Raw genomic sequence first — 18,527 nt, 5'->3', positions numbered from 1 at the left:
GGGTGCACTTTCTGATTTTTAATGCATTTCAAGAGACACCTACGACAGAGCAACGCGTTCAATGAACTTATATAAGAACAATCTTACTTATAACAAAAGCATATTCTCCTCTATAAAGCACAGAAACAAAATCATTGTTCTAAGTAACCTTCTTTTTAAATCTCCCTATTCAACGTAACCTAAAATTATCCTTTTATGTTAATGACGTGCTCTTCTTTGGCTGAGATAAACAAAAATATCTTTTGCAATAAAACGTAACCATTTGTAAAATAAATAAAGTTTTTCCCAGATTAACACGCTTATGCATAGAGAAAAATTCTGTTACCTTTAATAATATTCTGGATTTATAAAACAAATAATCAAAATTCACGAACTAAAATAACCGGCTCTGCTCTATAGCTGCTTCAATAAAAGAAGAAAAAAGTGGATGTGGATTAAATGGACATGATTTCAGCTCTGGATGATATTGAACTCCGATAAACCATGGATGATCCATATACTCTATTGTTTCTGGTAAAATACCATCTGGAGACATACCAGAAAAAATCAAACCGCACTGTTCTAACTTATCTTTATAATCAATATTTACTTCGTAGCGGTGACGGTGTCGTTCGCTGATTCTCGTCTTTCCATAAATTTTAGAAATATGACTTCCCTCTTTTAATTCAGTAATAAAAGCACCAAGACGCATTGTCCCACCAAGATTTTCATACTTTGTGCGCTTCTCAAGAACACCTTCTTTGAGCCATTCTGTCATCAAACCAACAACCGGATTTTTTGTTTCACAAAATTCACTTGACGAAGCATCCTCAATATAAGCAAGATTACGTGCTGCCTCTATACAGGCTAACTGCATTCCCAAACAAATACCTAAAAATGGAATTTTACATTCCCGTGCAAACTTTATGGCTTGAATTTTACCTTCCGCACCACGCGCTCCAAAAGCACCTGGAACCAAAACTCCATGAACTTTGTGTAAATGAAATGCAGGATCTTCTTTTTCAAAGCACTCCGCTTCAATCCACTCAATATCAACCTTTACTCGATTAGCTAACCCACCATGAGTAATCGCCTCAGTAAGAGATTTATAAGCATCCTTCAAGCACGTATATTTTCCAACGATTGCAACTGTAACCTCTCCTTCTGGATTGTGAATCCAATGAGTAATATTTTTCCAACGATCTAGTTTTGGTGCAGGTGCAGGATCAATTTCAAAAGCGGAAAGAACTTCTGAGTCTAAGCCTTCTTTATGATAAATCATAGGAACATCATAAATTGTTGGTGCATCTAATGCCTGAATAACTGCACTCGGACGAACATTACAAAAAAGCGATAACTTGTACCGTTCTGTTTCTGGGATAGCTCGATCTGCACGTACTAATAAAATATCAGGAGCGATACCAATTGACTGTAACTCTTTGACAGAGTGTTGTGTTGGTTTTGTTTTTAATTCACCAGCAGAAGAAATATAAGGCATCAACGTAAGATGGACATAAACAACACTTTGCCGTGGTAATTCATTATGTAATTGGCGAATTGCTTCAAGAAAAGGCATTGCTTCAATATCACCAACTGTCCCACCTATTTCGCATAAAACAAAATCAAATTCCTCAGTTCCAGCAGTAATAAATCTCTTAATCTCGTCGGTAACATGAGGAATAACCTGAACTGTTTCTCCTAAATAATCCCCCCGTCGCTCTCGTTCAATGATATTACGATAAATACGACCTGTTGTAATATTATCTTGCCCACTTGCAGAACACCCAGTAAACCGCTCATAATGACCAAGATCCAGATCCGTTTCTGCACCATCTTCAGTCACGAACACCTCACCATGTTGATAAGGCGACATTGTGCCTGGATCAACGTTTAAATAAGGATCAAGCTTACGAAGCCGCACGCGATATCCGCGAGCTTGCAACAAAGCAGCCAAAGCCGCAGCTGCAATACCCTTCCCAAGAGAAGAGACTACGCCACCAGTAATAAAAACATAACCTGTCATAAGCTCATGGTAATAAGTAGTTTAAAATGATTTTTCCAGAAAAAAATTAAAAAGGTGAAAAATCACCTTTTTAAACATGTATAACCTTACAAATACTACTTTTACTTATTATCAGGAATTGAATCTTTAGGCAGTAGTGGAACTGGATTTTCAGATGCAGGAGACTCAAACTTGTTTAGCTCTTGAACGGGAACTTCACCACCACCTAACTGCTCTAAAATAGTGGACTGAGGCTCACCATTTGATGATGGTATAATTCCTGAATTACCTCCATTTATTGAATTTTGCTCTAAATTAGCAGGAATGCGCTTAAGAATATCAGAATTGGAATTCGATAAATTACCAACCACTGTAAGCCCAATGGACAATGTAAAGAAACAAACTGCTAAAATAGACGTCAAATGGGTCAGCGTATTTTTGGTACTACGCGTTCTCATAAGTCCAGAACCGCTACTAGCCCCAAGTCCACCGCCTTCTGAAGGTTGGATCAACACAACCCCAACTAAAGCGATAACAACTAAAAAATGAATAACAATGAGTACTGTTTGCATAAACTTTGCTCTTTATAATAACTATTTACGGTTATTTACCCATAAATTGCGCATAATCCAAGGAAAAAACTAAAATCTCTCCATTACAATTTACGATAAACATCGCAAATTTTTAAAAAATCGACTGCTTTCAAGCTTGCTCCACCTATCAAAACACCATTAACATGAGAAATGCTTAAAATCTCAAATGCGTTAGATGGCTTTACTGATCCACCATAAAGCAAACGAATCTTATCCCCATTATTATTAAAACGCGAGCATATTTTATGACGAATAAAATTATGAACCTCTGCAATATCCGCTGAAGTAGCTGCATTCCCTGTCCCTATAGCCCACACAGGTTCATAAGCGATAACCACATTTTTTTCTGTTATACCATCTGGTAAAGATTTATCAAGCTGCTGAGCAAGAACATCAAATACCCTACCATCTCTGCGTTCCTTTAATGTTTCACCAATGCAAACAAGAGCAACAAGACCTGCTCGCCATGCTGCCTGCACTTTAGCACGTATAACTGAATCACTTTCATGATAAGCTGCACGACGTTCTGAATGCCCAAGAATAACGTAATTTGCTCCTGCTTCTTTGAGCATAAGAGCTGAAATATCTCCAGTATAAGAACCACTATCGGCGAAATGACAATCCTGGCCTCCAAGAAAAATACTTTCACTTCCAAGTGTATGAGATGCACGTGATAAAAGCGTTGCAGGAACACAAATCAATGCCTCAAATAAACAACCTAAATTAGAACCAATACCAGCAGCGATAGCACGTAATTCTTCAAGAGATTCACAAGTACCATTCATTTTCCAATTTCCAGCAACTAAAGGTTGAATATTTAATGACATGTTTTTATCCAGAAAGCTATCATGATGCATTTTTGCTTTTAGGTATCAAATTACGATACAAAAGCAAGTCTTTAAGCTTGCATATTATACATCTTTGTTGCAAATTCTGTAACTGCTTTTGTGATCATCATGCCAAATGGGATTAAAAGATGCTTGACATAATCAGAAATGCCTCGAATTCTTTGGTTTTCAGAATTTTTCTTGCTATTTTGCTTTTATGCTTCATCCTTTTATGGGGGATACCGCAGTTACAAACAACTCATAAGCAAGATCTTATGACTGCTGGAAAATCTACAATAACTGTCAATGATTACCGTCTCGCACTAGCCGATCATAGCCTACAGTTAGCAATCGCTTACCATTTTGGGCGCATGTTTACCCCATCTGAAATGCAACAATATAAAATCCCGTCTTTTGTTTTCAGTCAGTTACAACAAGATGTACTACTTGATGAACAAGTACGTAAATTGAAAATTAATCTCTCAAAAGATGCAATAGCTCATATCATTAGCGCCGATAGTACATTTCAAACAAATGGTATCTTTAGCAAAGATTTGTTCCGTAATTATCTTGGAGAATTACAGATTAACGAAAATAGTTTTCTTAATTATTACAGCAAGAGAGAAAAGCGTAACCAGCTCATTTCGGCTGCATTGTCCGGCGTGAAAACACCAGATCTATTTTATAAAGCACTCGCGCTTTATCAAGGAGAAACACGCACGGCAGATTATATTATAATTAATCCAAAAGAAAAGAAGATGATTGCTGAACCTAATCAAGAAACATTGCAAAAGTGGTTTGAAGATCACAAGAAAAAATTTCGTTCTCCAGAATACCGTACTATTTCTTTATTATCTATAACACCTGCTGAGTTTATAAAATTAAAAGATATCACAACAGATGAAGCTAAATCTTACTATGCTAAAAATATTTCACGTTTTGTAACACCTGAAAAACGTACAATTGAAGAATTACGATTTTCAACCCGCGAAGATGCCGATAATGCAGCAAAAAAAATGGCTGATGGACTGAGCTTTGATGACTTAGTTAAAATTGAAAAAAAGACTCTTAATGAAATAAAAAGAGGTCCTCTAGCAGAAAGTGAACTTCTTAAAAGTCTAGCATCTGAGATTTTTTCACTTAGTCAGGGGCAAGTTAGTCCAGTAATGAATGATATAAAAGGCCCTGTTATTATTCGCGTTAAACAAATTATACCTTCAGGTACACTTCCTTTTGAAAGCGTACTTGAGGATATTCGCCAAACGCTTGCCCAAAACCGTGCTGTGGACGATATGCGCAATAATTATATAGCAATTGAGAATACCCGTTTTGAAGGCGCTTCTCTTAAAGAAATTGCAGATCAATATAAACTTCCTTTGCGGACAATCACTCTTGATAAAACAGGAAAAACAATTGATGGTGTAGCTCTTACAGATTTGCCACAACAAGAAACTTTATTAAGTTCTATTTATCAGTCAGATGAAGGAGTCGATCTTGATCCTCTTTCTCTGCCAGGAAACGGTGGATATTTATGGTATAAAGTAGATGCAATCATTCCTGACCGCGATAGAACGCTTCAAGAAGTTAAAAAAGATGCTATAGACCAATGGAAAAATGAGGAGATTCAGCGTCTTCTGGATGAAGCTGCTGAAAGTGCTCTCCATCAACTTGTCAAAGGTAAAAGCCTTTCTTCTCTTGCTGAAGTATTCAGAGTAAAAAAGCAAACAACACAAGCCTTACGACGCCAAGACACATTTGAGATTTTTGGATCCGAAGGCATTAAAAAGCTCTTTTCTAACCCAAAAGGATATTGTGGTATAATGACAGGTTCATCAGCAACAACTCGTATCCTTTATCAAATAAAAGAGGTAACTGCACCTAAAAACGTAACTGCCCATAGCCTTTCACATGATGTCCGTAAAAACGTAGATACCCTAATGAAAGAAGATTTAAAACTGGAAATGTTGCAATTTGCAAACAAAGAACACCCATTAAAAATTAATAGCGCTAACCACAATCAAATCTTCAATACACTAAGGTAAAGACACTATGGAAAACTTTTAAGCATTTATTTTCATAATATTTTTGAAAAATTACCATTTATCGCTGCCTTCGTTATCAACCAATAGCGATAAAGCAGTGGTAGGGACGCATTCTCTTGGAAAGTTTTTTCCTTTAAATGTACTGCTTTTTGAAGAGACGCTGGGATCACAGCTAGTGGAAGAAACGCTAATCTAAGTATTTTAGGAAAAGTGATAAAATGCTCGTAAAATTTAGTATAATGATCTTGTGATAATGCCACTAGTGCTTCAACTATCTGATGTTTTTTTTCATCATCTATACGATTAGATTCCAGCTCTTCCCTATTCACTCCAATAGCTTCTAATATATCATCTGGAAAACGATATAGGTATCGTAATTTCGTAAACGACAAAAAACGCAACACACTACTCAACACTTGAGCAATTCCTCCGTGTACACAAGCTTTTGTAAAATTTTGTTCAGTATCACGGTCTAATATCTGACAAGAAAGCTGTAAAATTACGCCTGCCGTCTCACCACAATAAGTTTCAAGATCTTGAATTGTTACAATAGAATTATTGTAAAGATCTAGAATTTGGGCATCACAATAACGTAAAAAAGACTTTTTAGGTAAATCAAAATGCGAAATTGCTGCAAATAAATCATTTAAAATTGGACTTCCATTGCTATTTTGCGTGTTACCATCAGCAATGGAATCATACCACCAGCGTAATCGTATTTCACCAAGCATAGGATTATGCACGCTTTCGCGAATACGAGAAACCTCCGCATTAAAAGCATAAAGCGCAGACAACGCCCTACGCTTTTCCTTAGGTGCGAACAAAACTGATATATAGCGATCACGATCTGTGGCACGTAAAATATCAAGACAATAAGGACGAAAATTTATCATTATACTGCGCCTATGAATTCCTTTTCATACAATTAATACTTTGATTTATATATTTTATTTTAAATTATCATATAATAAAATAAGGAATAAAATATTTCTCTAAAATATCCTACGACGTGAATATCTTCTCGAGATTCCTTTTGAAGCTGCTGCTTAAAACCGTTTTAATCTGCATTTGCAAAAATACCACTGCATCATGAACGTATTTTTATCTTCTGTAATCAAACAAATATAACGGTCTGTAAATTAAAGAAATCAGCAGTAACAAATCTATCAAAACCTATATATGGAAGTATCACACTCAAAGGGAATAGCATAGAATTTCTTGATGCAAAAAAGCTAATCTCTAAAGACTCACTAACGAATCAAAAAAACTGGATGGCATGAAAAATAAGAAATAAAAGATCCAAAAAGCAATAATTATGATTTTATTCAATATATAGAGAAATCACTGACTTTGCTATTTTCATTTTTAACAACTCTCAAGTACTGTAGCCGATTATGAATTATTACTGCAACCTTCACCACAAAAAAAATCATTAAAATATATCTTTGCAATTGACAATGTAACTATTTAAGCCAACCATGTTTGCATTGATAAAAATATTTTGGAGGGTTTGATGAAAATATTGCTTATTATTAGTATAATACAAGCGTTGTATATTATTAAGGATTTTACATCGTTTTTTCAGTAAAATTTCTTAAACTTCGAATATCTATTGATATACAATAAGCATTGTATGTCCTCAGATCTCGGGCATATTGAAAAATAATTTGAATACATTCCTGCTACATCTGAAACTTGCTTTTAAACCATGTGTCTATTCTATAAGGAAGAAGTTTGTGCAAAAAAATACTCTATCAATCAATTGCAATCCCTTTCCTGCCTCACGTAAAATTTATCAACAGAGTTCCCTCTTTTCTGATGTGCGTGTACCATTTCGTGAAATTTCACTTACCGATGGCAGCAATGAAAAACCTTTAAATGTCTATGATACTTCTGGCCCTTACACAGATAAAAGCACGGTCATTGATATTACAAAAGGGTTACCAAGACTCAGTGCTCCATGGCTAGCTAAACGCGCTGATACTGAACCTTATCATGCACGGCCAATTAAAGCTGAAGATAACGGATTAGTTTCTGGTCAGAACCTTACACAAGACTTTCAACAAAAGTGGCCTATTTTACGAGCTAAAAATGGCAAATCTATTACACAAATGGCTTACGCTCGTGCGGGCATTATTACCGCAGAAATGGAATATGTTGCTATAAGAGAAAATGAAGGATTAACAGAAGAAGATTGCAAAAAAATACAATTAAATCAAATAACTAATAGTGCAATGCCAGAAGTTTATACGGCAGAATTTGTCCGTAATGAAATTGCCTGTGGACGTGCAATCATTCCGCAAAATATTAATCATCAGGAATGTGAACCGATGATTATTGGGAAAAATTTTCGTGTCAAAATCAATGCCAATATTGGCAATTCAGCAGTTACTTCATCTATGGAAGAAGAGGTTGACAAAATGGTTTGGGCCATTCGCTGGGGAGCAGATACAGTTATGGATCTTTCAACAGGAAGGAATATTCACAATATTCGTGAATGGATTATTCGAAATTCTCCAGTTCCTATCGGTACTGTTCCAATTTATCAAGCACTTGAAAAAGTACATGGAATTGCTGAAAATTTAACATGGGATGTTTTCCGTGATACCCTTATTGAACAGGCAGAACAAGGTGTTGATTATTTTACTATTCATGCGGGATTGAGATTACCTTTTATTCCTCTGACAATTAATCGTGTAACAGGCATTGTTTCTAGGGGTGGCTCCATTATGGCAAAGTGGTGCCTACATCATCATAAAGAAAGTTTTTTGTATGAACACTTTGATGAAATATGTGATATTGCACGCACATACGATATATCACTCTCACTAGGAGATGGACTGCGACCTGGATCAATTGCTGACGCTAATGATGAAGCGCAGTTCGCAGAACTCAAAACTCTGGGAAAATTAACAAAAATTGCATGGGGGAAAAATGTACAAGTTATGATTGAAGGTCCTGGCCATGTACCAATGCACAAAATTAAAGAAAATATGGACAAACAATTAGATATATGTCACGAAGCACCTTTTTATACTTTAGGACCTTTAACAACTGATATTGCTCCTGGATACGATCATATTACATCAGCAATTGGTGCTGCTATGATTGGCTGGTTTGGAACTGCTATGTTGTGTTACGTAACACCTAAAGAACATCTAGGATTACCTGATAAAAATGATGTAAAAACTGGTGTAATTACTTATAAAATCGCAGCTCATGCTGCTGATCTTGCTAAAGGTTTGCCAAAAGCACAACTGCGCGATAATGCTCTCTCACGTGCACGATTTGATTTTCGATGGCATGATCAATTTAACCTTTCTCTTGATCCAGAAACTGCTCGTGCCTTTCACGATGAAACGATGCCTAAAGAAGCTCACAAACTAGTACATTTCTGCTCCATGTGTGGACCAAAGTTTTGTTCTATGCGTATTTCGCATGATATTCGTGATGCGGTAAAAGCAGAAAAAATAAAAGATGAAGGTATGATTGCTATGGCTAAAAAATACCAAAAGAGTGGGGATCTTTATATAAAAAATGCGCCTACTGAAAAAGAGATATTAAACCATTGAAAAATGTTCTTGTAAGAGGTGCAGGTGTGGGGGGCTTAACAGTTGCCTTTATGCTGCAGCAGGAAGGTGTTTCTGTTACTGTTGCGGCTCCTCCTCATTCTCCTGTAGGAACTGCTAGTTGGTATGCAGGGGGGATGCTGGCTCCTTATTGTGAGCGGGAAAGCTCTGAGCAAATTGTTGAAGATCTTGGCGTGCAAGCTATGCAATGGTGGTGTGAAACACTCCCTGATCTTTTTGTACAAAAAGGAACTTTGGTAGCTGCACCTAAACGAGATACAGTAGAACTTAAACGATTCTCAATGCGCACACATAATTATAAAATCATAAAAGACGCAGAAATAGCTCATCTTGAGCCAGATCTTGCGGAGCGTTTTGATTGTATGCTCTTTTATGAAAGTGAAGCACACATTGATCCTCGCAAGGCACTTATTGCTTTAAAAGAAAGGCTTATGAAAAATGGAGTACATTTTGTTAATGTAAAGACTCCTGAAAAAGAATTTGATACTATTATTGATGTAACAGGAATAACACATGTAAAACGAGACAAAAATATCCGTGGAGTGCGCGGGGAGATGCTGCTAATGCGAAGTAAAGATATTAAAATTTCTCGTCCAATTCGTCTTCTTCATCCACGTATTCCAATCTATGTTGTACCGAGACAGGATAATATTTTTATGGTTGGAGCAACAATGATTGAAAGTGATTTTGATGGCGCAATTTCAGCAAGATCAATGATGGAATTGCTTAATGCGGCCTATACTTTACACCCTGCTTTTGCTGAAGCAGAAATTATAGAATCCGGAGTTGGAATACGACCTTGCTATCCAGATAACCTTCCTTCTGTGTATAAACATGGTAACCGTATTTCCATAAATGGATTCTATAGACATGGTTTCCTTTTGTCTCCAGAAATGGCAAGGCAAGCAGTAAAACTGGCATTGGAATAAAAAAATGAAAATATTTGTCAACGGTGAAATAATTCAAACGGAGATCACCTATCTTAATTTATTGCTTGAAGAGCTTGGTTATGAAGGAAATTGGTTAGCAACTGCAGTTAATTCCGAAGTTATTCCTATCGAGGCGCGTAACCAATGTGTTTTGCATGAAGGAGATAAAATTGAAATTTTAAGTCCAATGCAAGGAGGATGAAACTATGCTGAATCTTTATGGACGTCAATTTTCTTCTCGTCTTATGTTGGGTACGGCTCAATATCCTTCACCAGCTATCCTTCGTGATGCAGTTCATAAGTCTGGCACAGAAATTGTGACAGTTTCATTACGTCGAGAAACTGCAGATGGAAAACAAAGTGGTCAATTTTGGCAGCTTATTAAAGAACTTGGTGTTACAATTCTTCCAAATACCGCTGGTTGTTGCACTGTAAAAGAAGTTATTATCACAGCTCAGTTAGCACGGGATCTTTTTAAAACAGACTGGATTAAACTCGAAGTTATTGGGAACCTAGATACTTTGCAACCAAATATTTTTTCTCTCATTGAAGCAGCACAAATTTTAAATGATGAAGGTTTTAAAATTTTTGCTTATACAACAGATGATCTTATTGTTGCCGAGAAGCTTTTCGATATTGGTTGTCGTGTTATTATGCCTTGGTGTGCTCCTATTGGATCTGCTAAGGGACCGCATAATATTGATGGACTTCGTTCTATTCGTGCTTATCTCCCTGATGCTACTCTTGTTATTGATGCCGGTATCGGACGTCCATCTCATGCAACTATTGCTATGGAACTCGGTTATGATGCAGTACTTCTTAACACTGCTGTTGCTAGAGCAGGAAATCCTGTCTTAATGGCTGAAGCATTTTCTAAAGCTATTCAAGCAGGGCGGATGGGACATACAGCAGGCATTCTTGAAGCACGCAATATTGCAATTCCTTCAACGCCAGTTATTGGAAAAGCAATATTTTCATGAAAATGGATCCGTTTTATCTTATTGTTGACAGTGCTGATTGGGTGGAGCGTTTGGTTCCTCTTGGAGTAAAGCTTGTACAATTACGGATGAAGAATGAAAATTCCAAAATAATCAGCCAACACATTAGACGATCTAAAGATGTGTGTAATACATTTGGAGCACAATTGATTATTAACGATTACTGGGAAATCGCAATTGATGAAAAATGTGATTTTATTCATCTTGGACAAGAGGATCTCAGTAAAGCTGATCTTCTTGAAATTCGTAAAAATGGTATAAAATTTGGTCTTAGCACACATGATAAAAATGAATTAGATACTGCAATGTCTGTTAATCCGGAATATATTGCTCTTGGCCCTATTTATCTTACAATATTAAAAAAAATGAAATGGATGCCGCAAGGATTAGATAAAATAAAATTATGGAGAAAACAGATAGGTGCTTTACCTTTAGTTGGAATTGGCGGCTTAACACCAGAACGAGCAATTGGTGTTTTGAAAGCAGGTGCTAATAGTGCTGCTGTTGTTACTGATGTCATTCTCCATAAAAAACCTGAGGAGCGTGTCCAACAATGGATAACGGTGACACAAGAATGGCGTTAACACCTTCAATCCTTGTTATTGCAGGAACCGATCCAACAGGAGGTGCAGGCATCGTTCGTGATATAGAAACAGCTGCCCATTTTCAAGTAAAGGCAAATTTAGTTATCACCTGTGTTAATGTACAAGATAATAATTGCGTAGCTGAAATTGTTCCAATGAAAGCTCCACTCATTGCTGCACAAATGCGTATTGCTCTAAAGGCAAATCCAGTAAATGCAATAAAAATTGGAATGACTGGTACTAAGGAGATCATAGTAACAATCTGTAGCGTATTAGAAGACTATCCACATATTCCAGTTATTTTTGATCCCGTATTAATAGCTTCATCCGGAGGGAAATTGACAACAGAAACAATCATAGAAACAATAATCAATAAGCTTCTTCCTCACGTTTATCTTTTAACACCTAATATAGAAGAACTTTCTCTTCTCAGTAAAACCCCATTAGCATCTCATTATGAAGAGACAATACAGCAAGCAAAAAAACTTCTATTATTCGGTTCACGTTATGTATTAGTAAAAGGTGGACATGCGAATGGCTCTCTTGCAATCGACAGCTTAGTTGACAAAACTGAAATAATAAACATTTCTGCTCCACGTTTAAAAGGAACAATGCGAGGAACAGGTTGTATCCTTTCAAGCGCTATTGCTGCACATTTAGCATTAAATAGGCCGATAATTGAATCCATAAAAAAATCAAAAGAATATACACATGCATTGCTTTTAAATAATTATCAAAAAAAGCTCTAAGATCTTAGCATCATGTTATTTCTTTACACTCTACTTAATCAAAATTCTAAGATAAAGATTATATGCAAAACATCATAAGCCTTGAAGAATGACATTAGCTAGTCTATTCATTAGCATATCGGGTGTGAAAAAGAACAATGTATAATAAAACTCAATATCTAGTTTCGTATGAAGAACTCTTAAACTTTTACAAAGAGAGTGGTGCTGATGCTGTATTGACAGATATGCCTGTTAATCGTTTTAATCAAATTTCTTCTTCAAACAAAGAACTAAAGCATATAGCTGACACCTTCCATTATCACCGGGAATCACAAACCATAAAACAGCACTACCTTCCTCCGCAAAACACTGCAACTCCACAACATACACTTTTAGCAATAGAGATGGCAAAAAATGCAAATACACTCGATGAATTAAAATCTTCTCTCCTTTCTTTTAATGGCTGTTCTCTAAAGCTAACAGCTAAAAATACCTGTTTTGCAGATGGAACTGCAGGAAGTCCGCTTATGCTTATAGGAGAAGCACCAGGACGTGAAGAAGATATCCAAGGGATCCCTTTTGTAGGGAAAGCTGGCACATTGCTTAATAAAATACTCGCGGCAATCGGCTTAGCAAGAAAAAATGTTTATATAACCAATACCATTCCGTGGCGCCCACCAGGAAATCGGACACCAACACCAAGAGAAATTGCCTTATGTCGGCCTTTTATCGAACGGCATATTCAATTAGCCAATCCCCGTATCCTTGTAGCACTGGGAGTAGTTGCTACACAGTTCCTTACTGGATCTCAAAATGGCATCATAAAAGCAAGAGGAAAATGGCTTACCTATGTAGGAGGAGGAGAAGTAAGAATACCAGTGATGCCAACCTTTCACCCAGCATATCTTTTACGAACTCCTAGCCAAAAAAAACTTACATGGCTGGACTTTTTAGAAGTAAAAAACCGTCTCAATAGCCTATCATAATCTCTTAACCTTACTTGAAAGTGTGAACACTTTTGGTCATTCAAATTCTTTAAAATATAGTCAGGAAAAATTATGAAACAACAAAAAACACCTATTTATCGTTTGGAAGATTATCAACAAACTCCTTACGTCATTCCTAAAACACAGCTTCACTTCTGCTTAGAACCAACAAAAACCCGTGTAACGGCAACGTTGCTGATCGAAGCACGCAAAAACACAAAAGATATATCTCCTCTCGTGCTTTCTGGTGATGATCTAAAATTAATTTCTGTCTCTATTAATGGTGAAGCATTGAACAAAAATGCTTACAACAGTACTCCTTCAAGTTTAGAAATTATAACTCCACCAACAACTCCTTTTACACTACAATGTGTTACAGAACTGAATCCTGAAAGAAATCGAACGCTTATGGGACTTTATCTTTCAAATGGTATCTATTGCACACAATGTGAAGCAGAAGGCTTTCGTCGTATTACTTATTTTTACGATCGCCCAGATGTTCTTTCTATTTATACGGTAAAAATTGAAGCAGATTCAAAAACAATTCCTATCTTGCTTTCCAATGGAAACCTTGTGGAAACAGGAAATCTTGAAGGTGATCGCCATTTTACCATTTGGGAAGATCCATATCCAAAACCGTCTTACCTCTTTGCTTTGGTTGGTGGGGATCTCGATAAACTAGAAGATGATTTTACTACTAAATCTGGCCGGAGTGTTAAACTTGGTATCTATGTAGAAAAGGGAAAAACTAAAAGAGCAACCTATGCGATGGACGCACTTAAACGCTCCATGCACTGGGATGAACAATATTTTGGACGCGAATATGATCTTGATGTTTTCAATATTGTTGCTGTTTCCGATTTTAATATGGGTGCAATGGAAAATAAAGGACTCAATATCTTTAATGATAAATGTGTTCTTGCAGATCCTGAAACGGCAACTGATCATGATTACAGAAATATTGAGCGTGTCATTGCGCATGAATATTTTCATAATTGGACTGGAAATCGTATTACTTGCCGTGATTGGTTTCAACTGTGTTTAAAAGAAGGATTAACAGTTTATCGTGATCAAGAATTTTCTTCAGATCAAAATGTACGCAGCTTGCAACGAATTGAAAATATAAAAACATTGAAAACTACACAATTTGTTGAAGATTCTGGCCCTCTTGCTCATCCTGTGCGTCCTCGCCAATACAGTCAAATTAATAATTTTTATACTACAACAATCTATGAAAAAGGAGCTGAAATAGTTCGTATGGTACGAACTATCTTGGGATCTTCTTTATTTCGTAAAGGTATGGATCTCTACTTTCAACGCCATGATGGAAAAGCTTGCACCATTGAAGATTTTATCTCATGCTTTGCTGAAGTTTCTGGACGGGATTTTTCACAGTTCATGCTATGGTATGAACAAGCTGGTACCCCTCATGTAGAAATTGATACCCATTATAGTGATGGTGTTTTAACAGTTCATGCAAAACAACATATTCCAGCGACACCACAACAAAATGTAAAAAAGCCTATGGTTATTCCTATTTCTTTTGGACTCTTAGGGCATAACGGAGAATCCTTAACCTACGAAACAGATGCAGAAATTCAGTCAAATATTATGCTTTTGTCTAAAGAAACCCAGACTTTTACATTAAAGAAACTACGCGAAAAACCCATTTTATCACTGCTGCGAGATTTTTCTGCACCAATAGCTCTAAAAACTCCATTTATAGAAAGTGAACTTATCTTTCTTGCTAAAAATGATAATAATAAAGTCAATCGCTGGCAATCATTTAACCATTTAATAACAAAAGCTATGATTCGAGCCATACAAGATAGCACACAAACAAAAGGAGCTATGCCCTCTGATTTGCTTCAGCTGACTGAAACTATTATTACGGATAAAAGTCTTGAACCTGAATTTCGTGCATTTTGTTTAAATTTGCCCAGCGAAGTTGAGCTTGCCCATATAATCGGTGAAAATATTGATCCTGATCGTATCCACTGTGTACGAAATCAATTTTTAGCTTCCATCGCACATACCCATCAGGAACTCTTGACAAAAATTTATGAACAAATGCAGATTTATGAGGTTTATTCACCAAACACTGTGCAAACTGGAAAACGAGCATTAAGGAATATTATATTAGACTATCTTTCTATTTCAGAAAATGAGCCTAACCGTTCTGTAATACAATATACAACAGCTAATAATATGACCGATCGCATGGCTAGTATAACTACTTTGGTAAAACGCTTTAATAAAAGTAAGGAGGCACAAAACGCCTTAAATGATTTTGAGAACAGATATCAACATGACCCTTTGGTCATGGATAAGTGGTTCTCCATACAAGCGATAGTCGCAGGATCCTCAACCCTCGATCATGTTAAAAAACTTATGCAGCATTCGCTTTTTTCACAGGATAATCCTAACCGTGTACGTGCCTTGATTGGTGTCTTTGCATCTAATAATTTAACAGGATTTAACAGACTTGATGGAGCATCCTACCATTTTCTTTGCCAAATCATTTTAGAAATTGACAAAAAAAATCCACAACTTGCTTCGCGACTGCTAACCATTATGCGCTCTTGGAAGCAATTAGAACCTATTCGGCGAGAAAAACTCGAAACTGCACTAAAAACAATTGCAATGGCTCCTAAATTATCAACTGATGTGGCAGATATTATCCATCGCATGCTTGTATGAAATACAAAAAACATTTAAAATCAAAATACTATTATAATTTTGATATAAAGAAACATAAATTATACTTTCTGTCCTGTGCTTAATATTCATAAAAGTAAAATTGCTTTTTATAAAAAAAGACTGGACAGAAGACTCCTGTTTTGATTCATTGCACCTATGGATTATTATGAATATCAAAACAGTTTTTCAGCCACGTTATTCCATAATTAGAGGAACTAAAAATGGCTAAATTGGACGCATATAGTGCGCCAACAGAAATACGCACCGCAGCAAAACAGAGAACTCAAAAGTGCAAAAATCGTACAATGGGTATCAATCTGTTTTCTGGTTCTCTTTATAAAAAACTGTTATTTATTGAACCTTGGCTGCGACGTTCTATTCCATTTATAATTTTTTCATTCCTTATTGTTTTGGCAACAATTCATCTCATATCGATTTATGATTGGCGTCACATAATTAATAAAAATACACGATCCACAATCACTCTTTTATCTGCTCACATAACAAATGCAATTGATCGTGATTTAATTTCTGTCTCTCAACGTGGGAAAAGCGCTACTCTTTCTACCAATCATCTGCAAACCATACTTACCAATTTTCGCAATCAGGGTCTTATTAATGCCAACACTGTCATTGCCATAGTAGATCAAAAAAATAACGTTCTGGTATCATCCAGCTCAGAAATAACCTTAGGAAAACCTCTACAAAACTTTATATCTGGAAATCTTACGTTACATTCTATTCAAAAACATACTGAAGTTATACCGCTCACAGTAGGAAACAATAATCCTTCTCTTGCCTCATTTAACAGAACTGAGAATGGACAATATGGTGTATTCATTTGTGAAAAAATGCAAAATATCCATATGGAATGGCACAAATTTTTTTCATTAAATGTGACCCTATTCATAGGAACTATCTGTATTATTTTAATTCTCCTCTATGCTTATTACAATCAAACTGTACGAGCATACAAAAGAGATATCATTTCAGAAAAAATTCAAAATCGCATTGATATGGCAATGATGCGCGGACGCTGCGGACTTTGGGATTGGAATATGGCAAGTGGACGCGTATACTGGTCACGTGCTATGTACGAAATGCTTGGTTACGTGCCCCAAGACACACTTCTGTCAATTTCCCAGATCGCTGCCATTATCAATCCAAATGATGCAAACTTTTTTGATATTGCTCAAGAATTAATGAGTGGTAAAAAAAAGCATATCGATATTAATGTTCCCATGCGTCATGCAGATGGACATTATGTATGGATGCGCATTCGTGCTGAGATTACCGAAGAAGAAGAACCTCATCTAGTTGGTATTTCCTTTGATATTAGTGAACAACGTCAATTTGCAGAACAAACAGCACAAGCTAATCTTCGTATCCGTGATGCTATTGAAAATATTTCAGAATCTTTTGTATTATGGGATGCAGATGGACGTTTAGTTATGTCCAATAGCAAATTTTGTGAGTATGCAGATATCCCTAAGCAAACTCTATCAGCAGGCATCAAACGTGCTACCGTCGAGGCAATGTCTCGCCCAGCAATTAGTGAATATCCACTCAAAGATGATGGGGCTGGTAACATGACGAGTATTCGCCAAACTGCAGACGGTTATTGGCTCAAAATTAACGAACGACGCACTCAAGATGGAGGACTTGTTTGCATTGGTACTGATATTTCTGAACTTAAACAACAACAAGAAAAATATGAAGAAAGTGAAAGGCGCCTTTATTCTTTTATTCAAGAGCTTAAACGTACACGAGGAAGTGCTCAACAACGCGCAGCAGAAGTTGAAGAATTGAACAAAAGTCTACAAGCAGAAAAAGAAAGAGCTGAAAGCGCCAATAAGGCTAAATCAGAATTTTTGGCCAATATGTCACATGAATTGCGCACGCCACTCAATGCTATTCTCGGTTTTTCAGATATCATGCTGCAATCAACTTTTGGCCCTCTTGGCTCAAAACGCTATGAAGAGTACATGCATGATATTTACAATTCAGGAACTCACCTTCTGACCCTTATAAATGACATCCTTGATATGTCTAAAATTGAAGCAGGACGTTTTACTCTTGATTGTAAAAACATCAATCTTGAGCCTATTATTAGCGAAGCTGTGCGCACACTAATGCCACAAGCACAAGAAAAAAATATCTCTGTTACAACCGACATTGCCCCAAATCTTCATGCCGAAGTTGACTGCCGTGCTATGAGACAAATTTTTCTTAATCTCATTTCTAATGCTGTTAAATTTACTCCGTCTGGTGGTAGTATTGATGTCTGTGCATTCCAGAAAAAAAATAGTCTTGTTTTTAAAATTAAAGACTCAGGGGTTGGTATTCCTCAATCAGCAATAAAAAAGCTTGGGCAACCTTTTGAGCAGGTTGAAAACCAATTTACCAAAACTCATACTGGTTCTGGCCTTGGACTAGCCATATCACGTTCTTTGTTAGAATTGCACAAGGGGAAAATTGAAATTACATCGATAGAAATGAAAGGCACGACTGTAACTATTACAATGCCAATAAAACAAAATAAATCTTAAAAACTTATTCTAAAACTTGC

14 protein-coding genes are annotated in these 18,527 nt (G+C 36.4%); 10 read left to right on the top strand and 4 right to left on the bottom strand.

The annotated features are described in order from the left end of the window. Positions 1–373: 373 nt before the first annotated feature. The 3 genes from V4P54_RS01270 to tpiA form a co-directional block, all read right to left on the bottom strand. Complete coding sequence (locus tag V4P54_RS01270; RefSeq protein ID WP_455477353.1) at positions 374–2,002, bottom strand: CTP synthase; 1,629 nt, start codon at positions 2,000–2,002, stop codon at positions 374–376. A gap of 101 nt (positions 2,003–2,103) precedes the next feature. Continuing rightward, entirely contained in the window at positions 2,104–2,553 is a 450-nt protein-coding gene (secG, locus tag V4P54_RS01265; protein WP_455477352.1) for a preprotein translocase subunit SecG, read from the bottom strand. A gap of 83 nt (positions 2,554–2,636) precedes the next feature. Further along, positions 2,637–3,401 (bottom strand): triose-phosphate isomerase, encoded by a 765-nt coding sequence (gene tpiA, locus V4P54_RS01260; protein WP_455477351.1) that lies wholly within the window; start codon positions 3,399–3,401, stop codon positions 2,637–2,639. A gap of 149 nt (positions 3,402–3,550) precedes the next feature. Between tpiA and V4P54_RS01255 the strand changes: the two genes are divergently transcribed. Continuing rightward, positions 3,551–5,443, top strand: coding sequence for a peptidyl-prolyl cis-trans isomerase (locus V4P54_RS01255; protein ID WP_455477350.1), 1,893 nt, complete (start codon positions 3,551–3,553; stop codon positions 5,441–5,443). A 32-nt stretch (positions 5,444–5,475) separates the two neighbouring features. On the opposite strand, the gene V4P54_RS01250 is transcribed toward V4P54_RS01255, so the two are convergent. After that, positions 5,476–6,336, bottom strand: a complete 861-nt coding sequence (locus tag V4P54_RS01250) for a phytoene/squalene synthase family protein (protein WP_455477349.1) — start codon at positions 6,334–6,336, stop codon at positions 5,476–5,478. 843 nt (positions 6,337–7,179) lie between these two features. Here V4P54_RS01250 and thiC point away from each other — a divergent pair. The 9 genes from thiC to V4P54_RS01205 all read left to right on the top strand — a co-directional run bounded on the left by thiC (position 7,180) and on the right by V4P54_RS01205 (position 18,507). After that, complete coding sequence (gene thiC, locus V4P54_RS01245) at positions 7,180–9,015, top strand: phosphomethylpyrimidine synthase ThiC (protein WP_455477348.1); 1,836 nt, start codon at positions 7,180–7,182, stop codon at positions 9,013–9,015. Next, a complete protein-coding gene (locus V4P54_RS01240) occupies positions 9,012–9,962 on the top strand; it encodes an FAD-dependent oxidoreductase (protein WP_455477347.1) in 951 nt (316 codons plus the stop codon). Before thiC ends, V4P54_RS01240 begins: the two co-directional genes overlap by 4 nt. A 4-nt stretch (positions 9,963–9,966) precedes the next feature. After that, on the top strand, positions 9,967–10,164 hold the full coding sequence (gene thiS / locus V4P54_RS01235; RefSeq protein WP_455477346.1) for a sulfur carrier protein ThiS: 198 nt from the start codon (positions 9,967–9,969) through the stop codon (positions 10,162–10,164). 4 nt (positions 10,165–10,168) lie between these two features. After that, positions 10,169–10,942, top strand: a complete 774-nt coding sequence (locus V4P54_RS01230) for a thiazole synthase (protein ID WP_455477345.1) — start codon at positions 10,169–10,171, stop codon at positions 10,940–10,942. Continuing rightward, on the top strand, positions 10,939–11,544 hold the full coding sequence (locus V4P54_RS01225) for a thiamine phosphate synthase (RefSeq protein WP_455477344.1): 606 nt from the start codon (positions 10,939–10,941) through the stop codon (positions 11,542–11,544). Before V4P54_RS01230 ends, V4P54_RS01225 begins: the two co-directional genes overlap by 4 nt. Beyond that, positions 11,514–12,293, top strand: a complete 780-nt coding sequence (locus tag V4P54_RS01220; RefSeq protein WP_455477343.1) for a hydroxymethylpyrimidine/phosphomethylpyrimidine kinase — start codon at positions 11,514–11,516, stop codon at positions 12,291–12,293. Before V4P54_RS01225 ends, V4P54_RS01220 begins: the two co-directional genes overlap by 31 nt. A gap of 137 nt (positions 12,294–12,430) precedes the next feature. Further along, entirely contained in the window at positions 12,431–13,258 is an 828-nt protein-coding gene (locus V4P54_RS01215) for a uracil-DNA glycosylase (protein WP_455477342.1), read from the top strand. 72 nt (positions 13,259–13,330) lie between these two features. Further along, positions 13,331–15,958, top strand: a complete 2,628-nt coding sequence (gene pepN, locus V4P54_RS01210; protein WP_455477341.1) for an aminopeptidase N — start codon at positions 13,331–13,333, stop codon at positions 15,956–15,958. A gap of 221 nt (positions 15,959–16,179) precedes the next feature. After that, positions 16,180–18,507, top strand: a complete 2,328-nt coding sequence (locus tag V4P54_RS01205; RefSeq protein WP_455477340.1) for a PAS domain-containing sensor histidine kinase — start codon at positions 16,180–16,182, stop codon at positions 18,505–18,507. Positions 18,508–18,527: the final 20 nt, after the last annotated feature.

It is taken from the genome of Bartonella sp. B41, assembly GCF_053795765.1.
The sequence above is the reverse complement of the archived record's forward strand: the minus strand, read 5'-3'. Positions and strand labels throughout refer to the sequence as shown.

Excerpts from the sequence above, each read along its gene's own strand:
- V4P54_RS01270 (WP_455477353.1), bottom strand. The coding sequence starts at position 2,002 with ATGACAGGTTATGTTTTTATTACTGGTGGCGTAGTCTCTTCTCTTGGG.
- secG (WP_455477352.1), bottom strand. The coding sequence starts at position 2,553 with ATGCAAACAGTACTCATTGTTATTCATTTTTTAGTTGTTATCGCTTTA.
- tpiA (WP_455477351.1), bottom strand. The coding sequence starts at position 3,401 with ATGTCATTAAATATTCAACCTTTAGTTGCTGGAAATTGGAAAATGAAT.
- V4P54_RS01255 (WP_455477350.1), top strand. The coding sequence starts at position 3,551 with ATGCTTGACATAATCAGAAATGCCTCGAATTCTTTGGTTTTCAGAATT.
- V4P54_RS01250 (WP_455477349.1), bottom strand. The coding sequence starts at position 6,336 with ATGATAAATTTTCGTCCTTATTGTCTTGATATTTTACGTGCCACAGAT.
- thiS (WP_455477346.1), top strand. The coding sequence starts at position 9,967 with ATGAAAATATTTGTCAACGGTGAAATAATTCAAACGGAGATCACCTAT.
- V4P54_RS01230 (WP_455477345.1), top strand. The coding sequence starts at position 10,169 with ATGCTGAATCTTTATGGACGTCAATTTTCTTCTCGTCTTATGTTGGGT.
- V4P54_RS01225 (WP_455477344.1), top strand. The coding sequence starts at position 10,939 with ATGAAAATGGATCCGTTTTATCTTATTGTTGACAGTGCTGATTGGGTG.
- V4P54_RS01220 (WP_455477343.1), top strand. The coding sequence starts at position 11,514 with ATGGATAACGGTGACACAAGAATGGCGTTAACACCTTCAATCCTTGTT.
- V4P54_RS01215 (WP_455477342.1), top strand. The coding sequence starts at position 12,431 with ATGTATAATAAAACTCAATATCTAGTTTCGTATGAAGAACTCTTAAAC.
- pepN (WP_455477341.1), top strand. The coding sequence starts at position 13,331 with ATGAAACAACAAAAAACACCTATTTATCGTTTGGAAGATTATCAACAA.
- V4P54_RS01205 (WP_455477340.1), top strand. The coding sequence starts at position 16,180 with ATGGCTAAATTGGACGCATATAGTGCGCCAACAGAAATACGCACCGCA.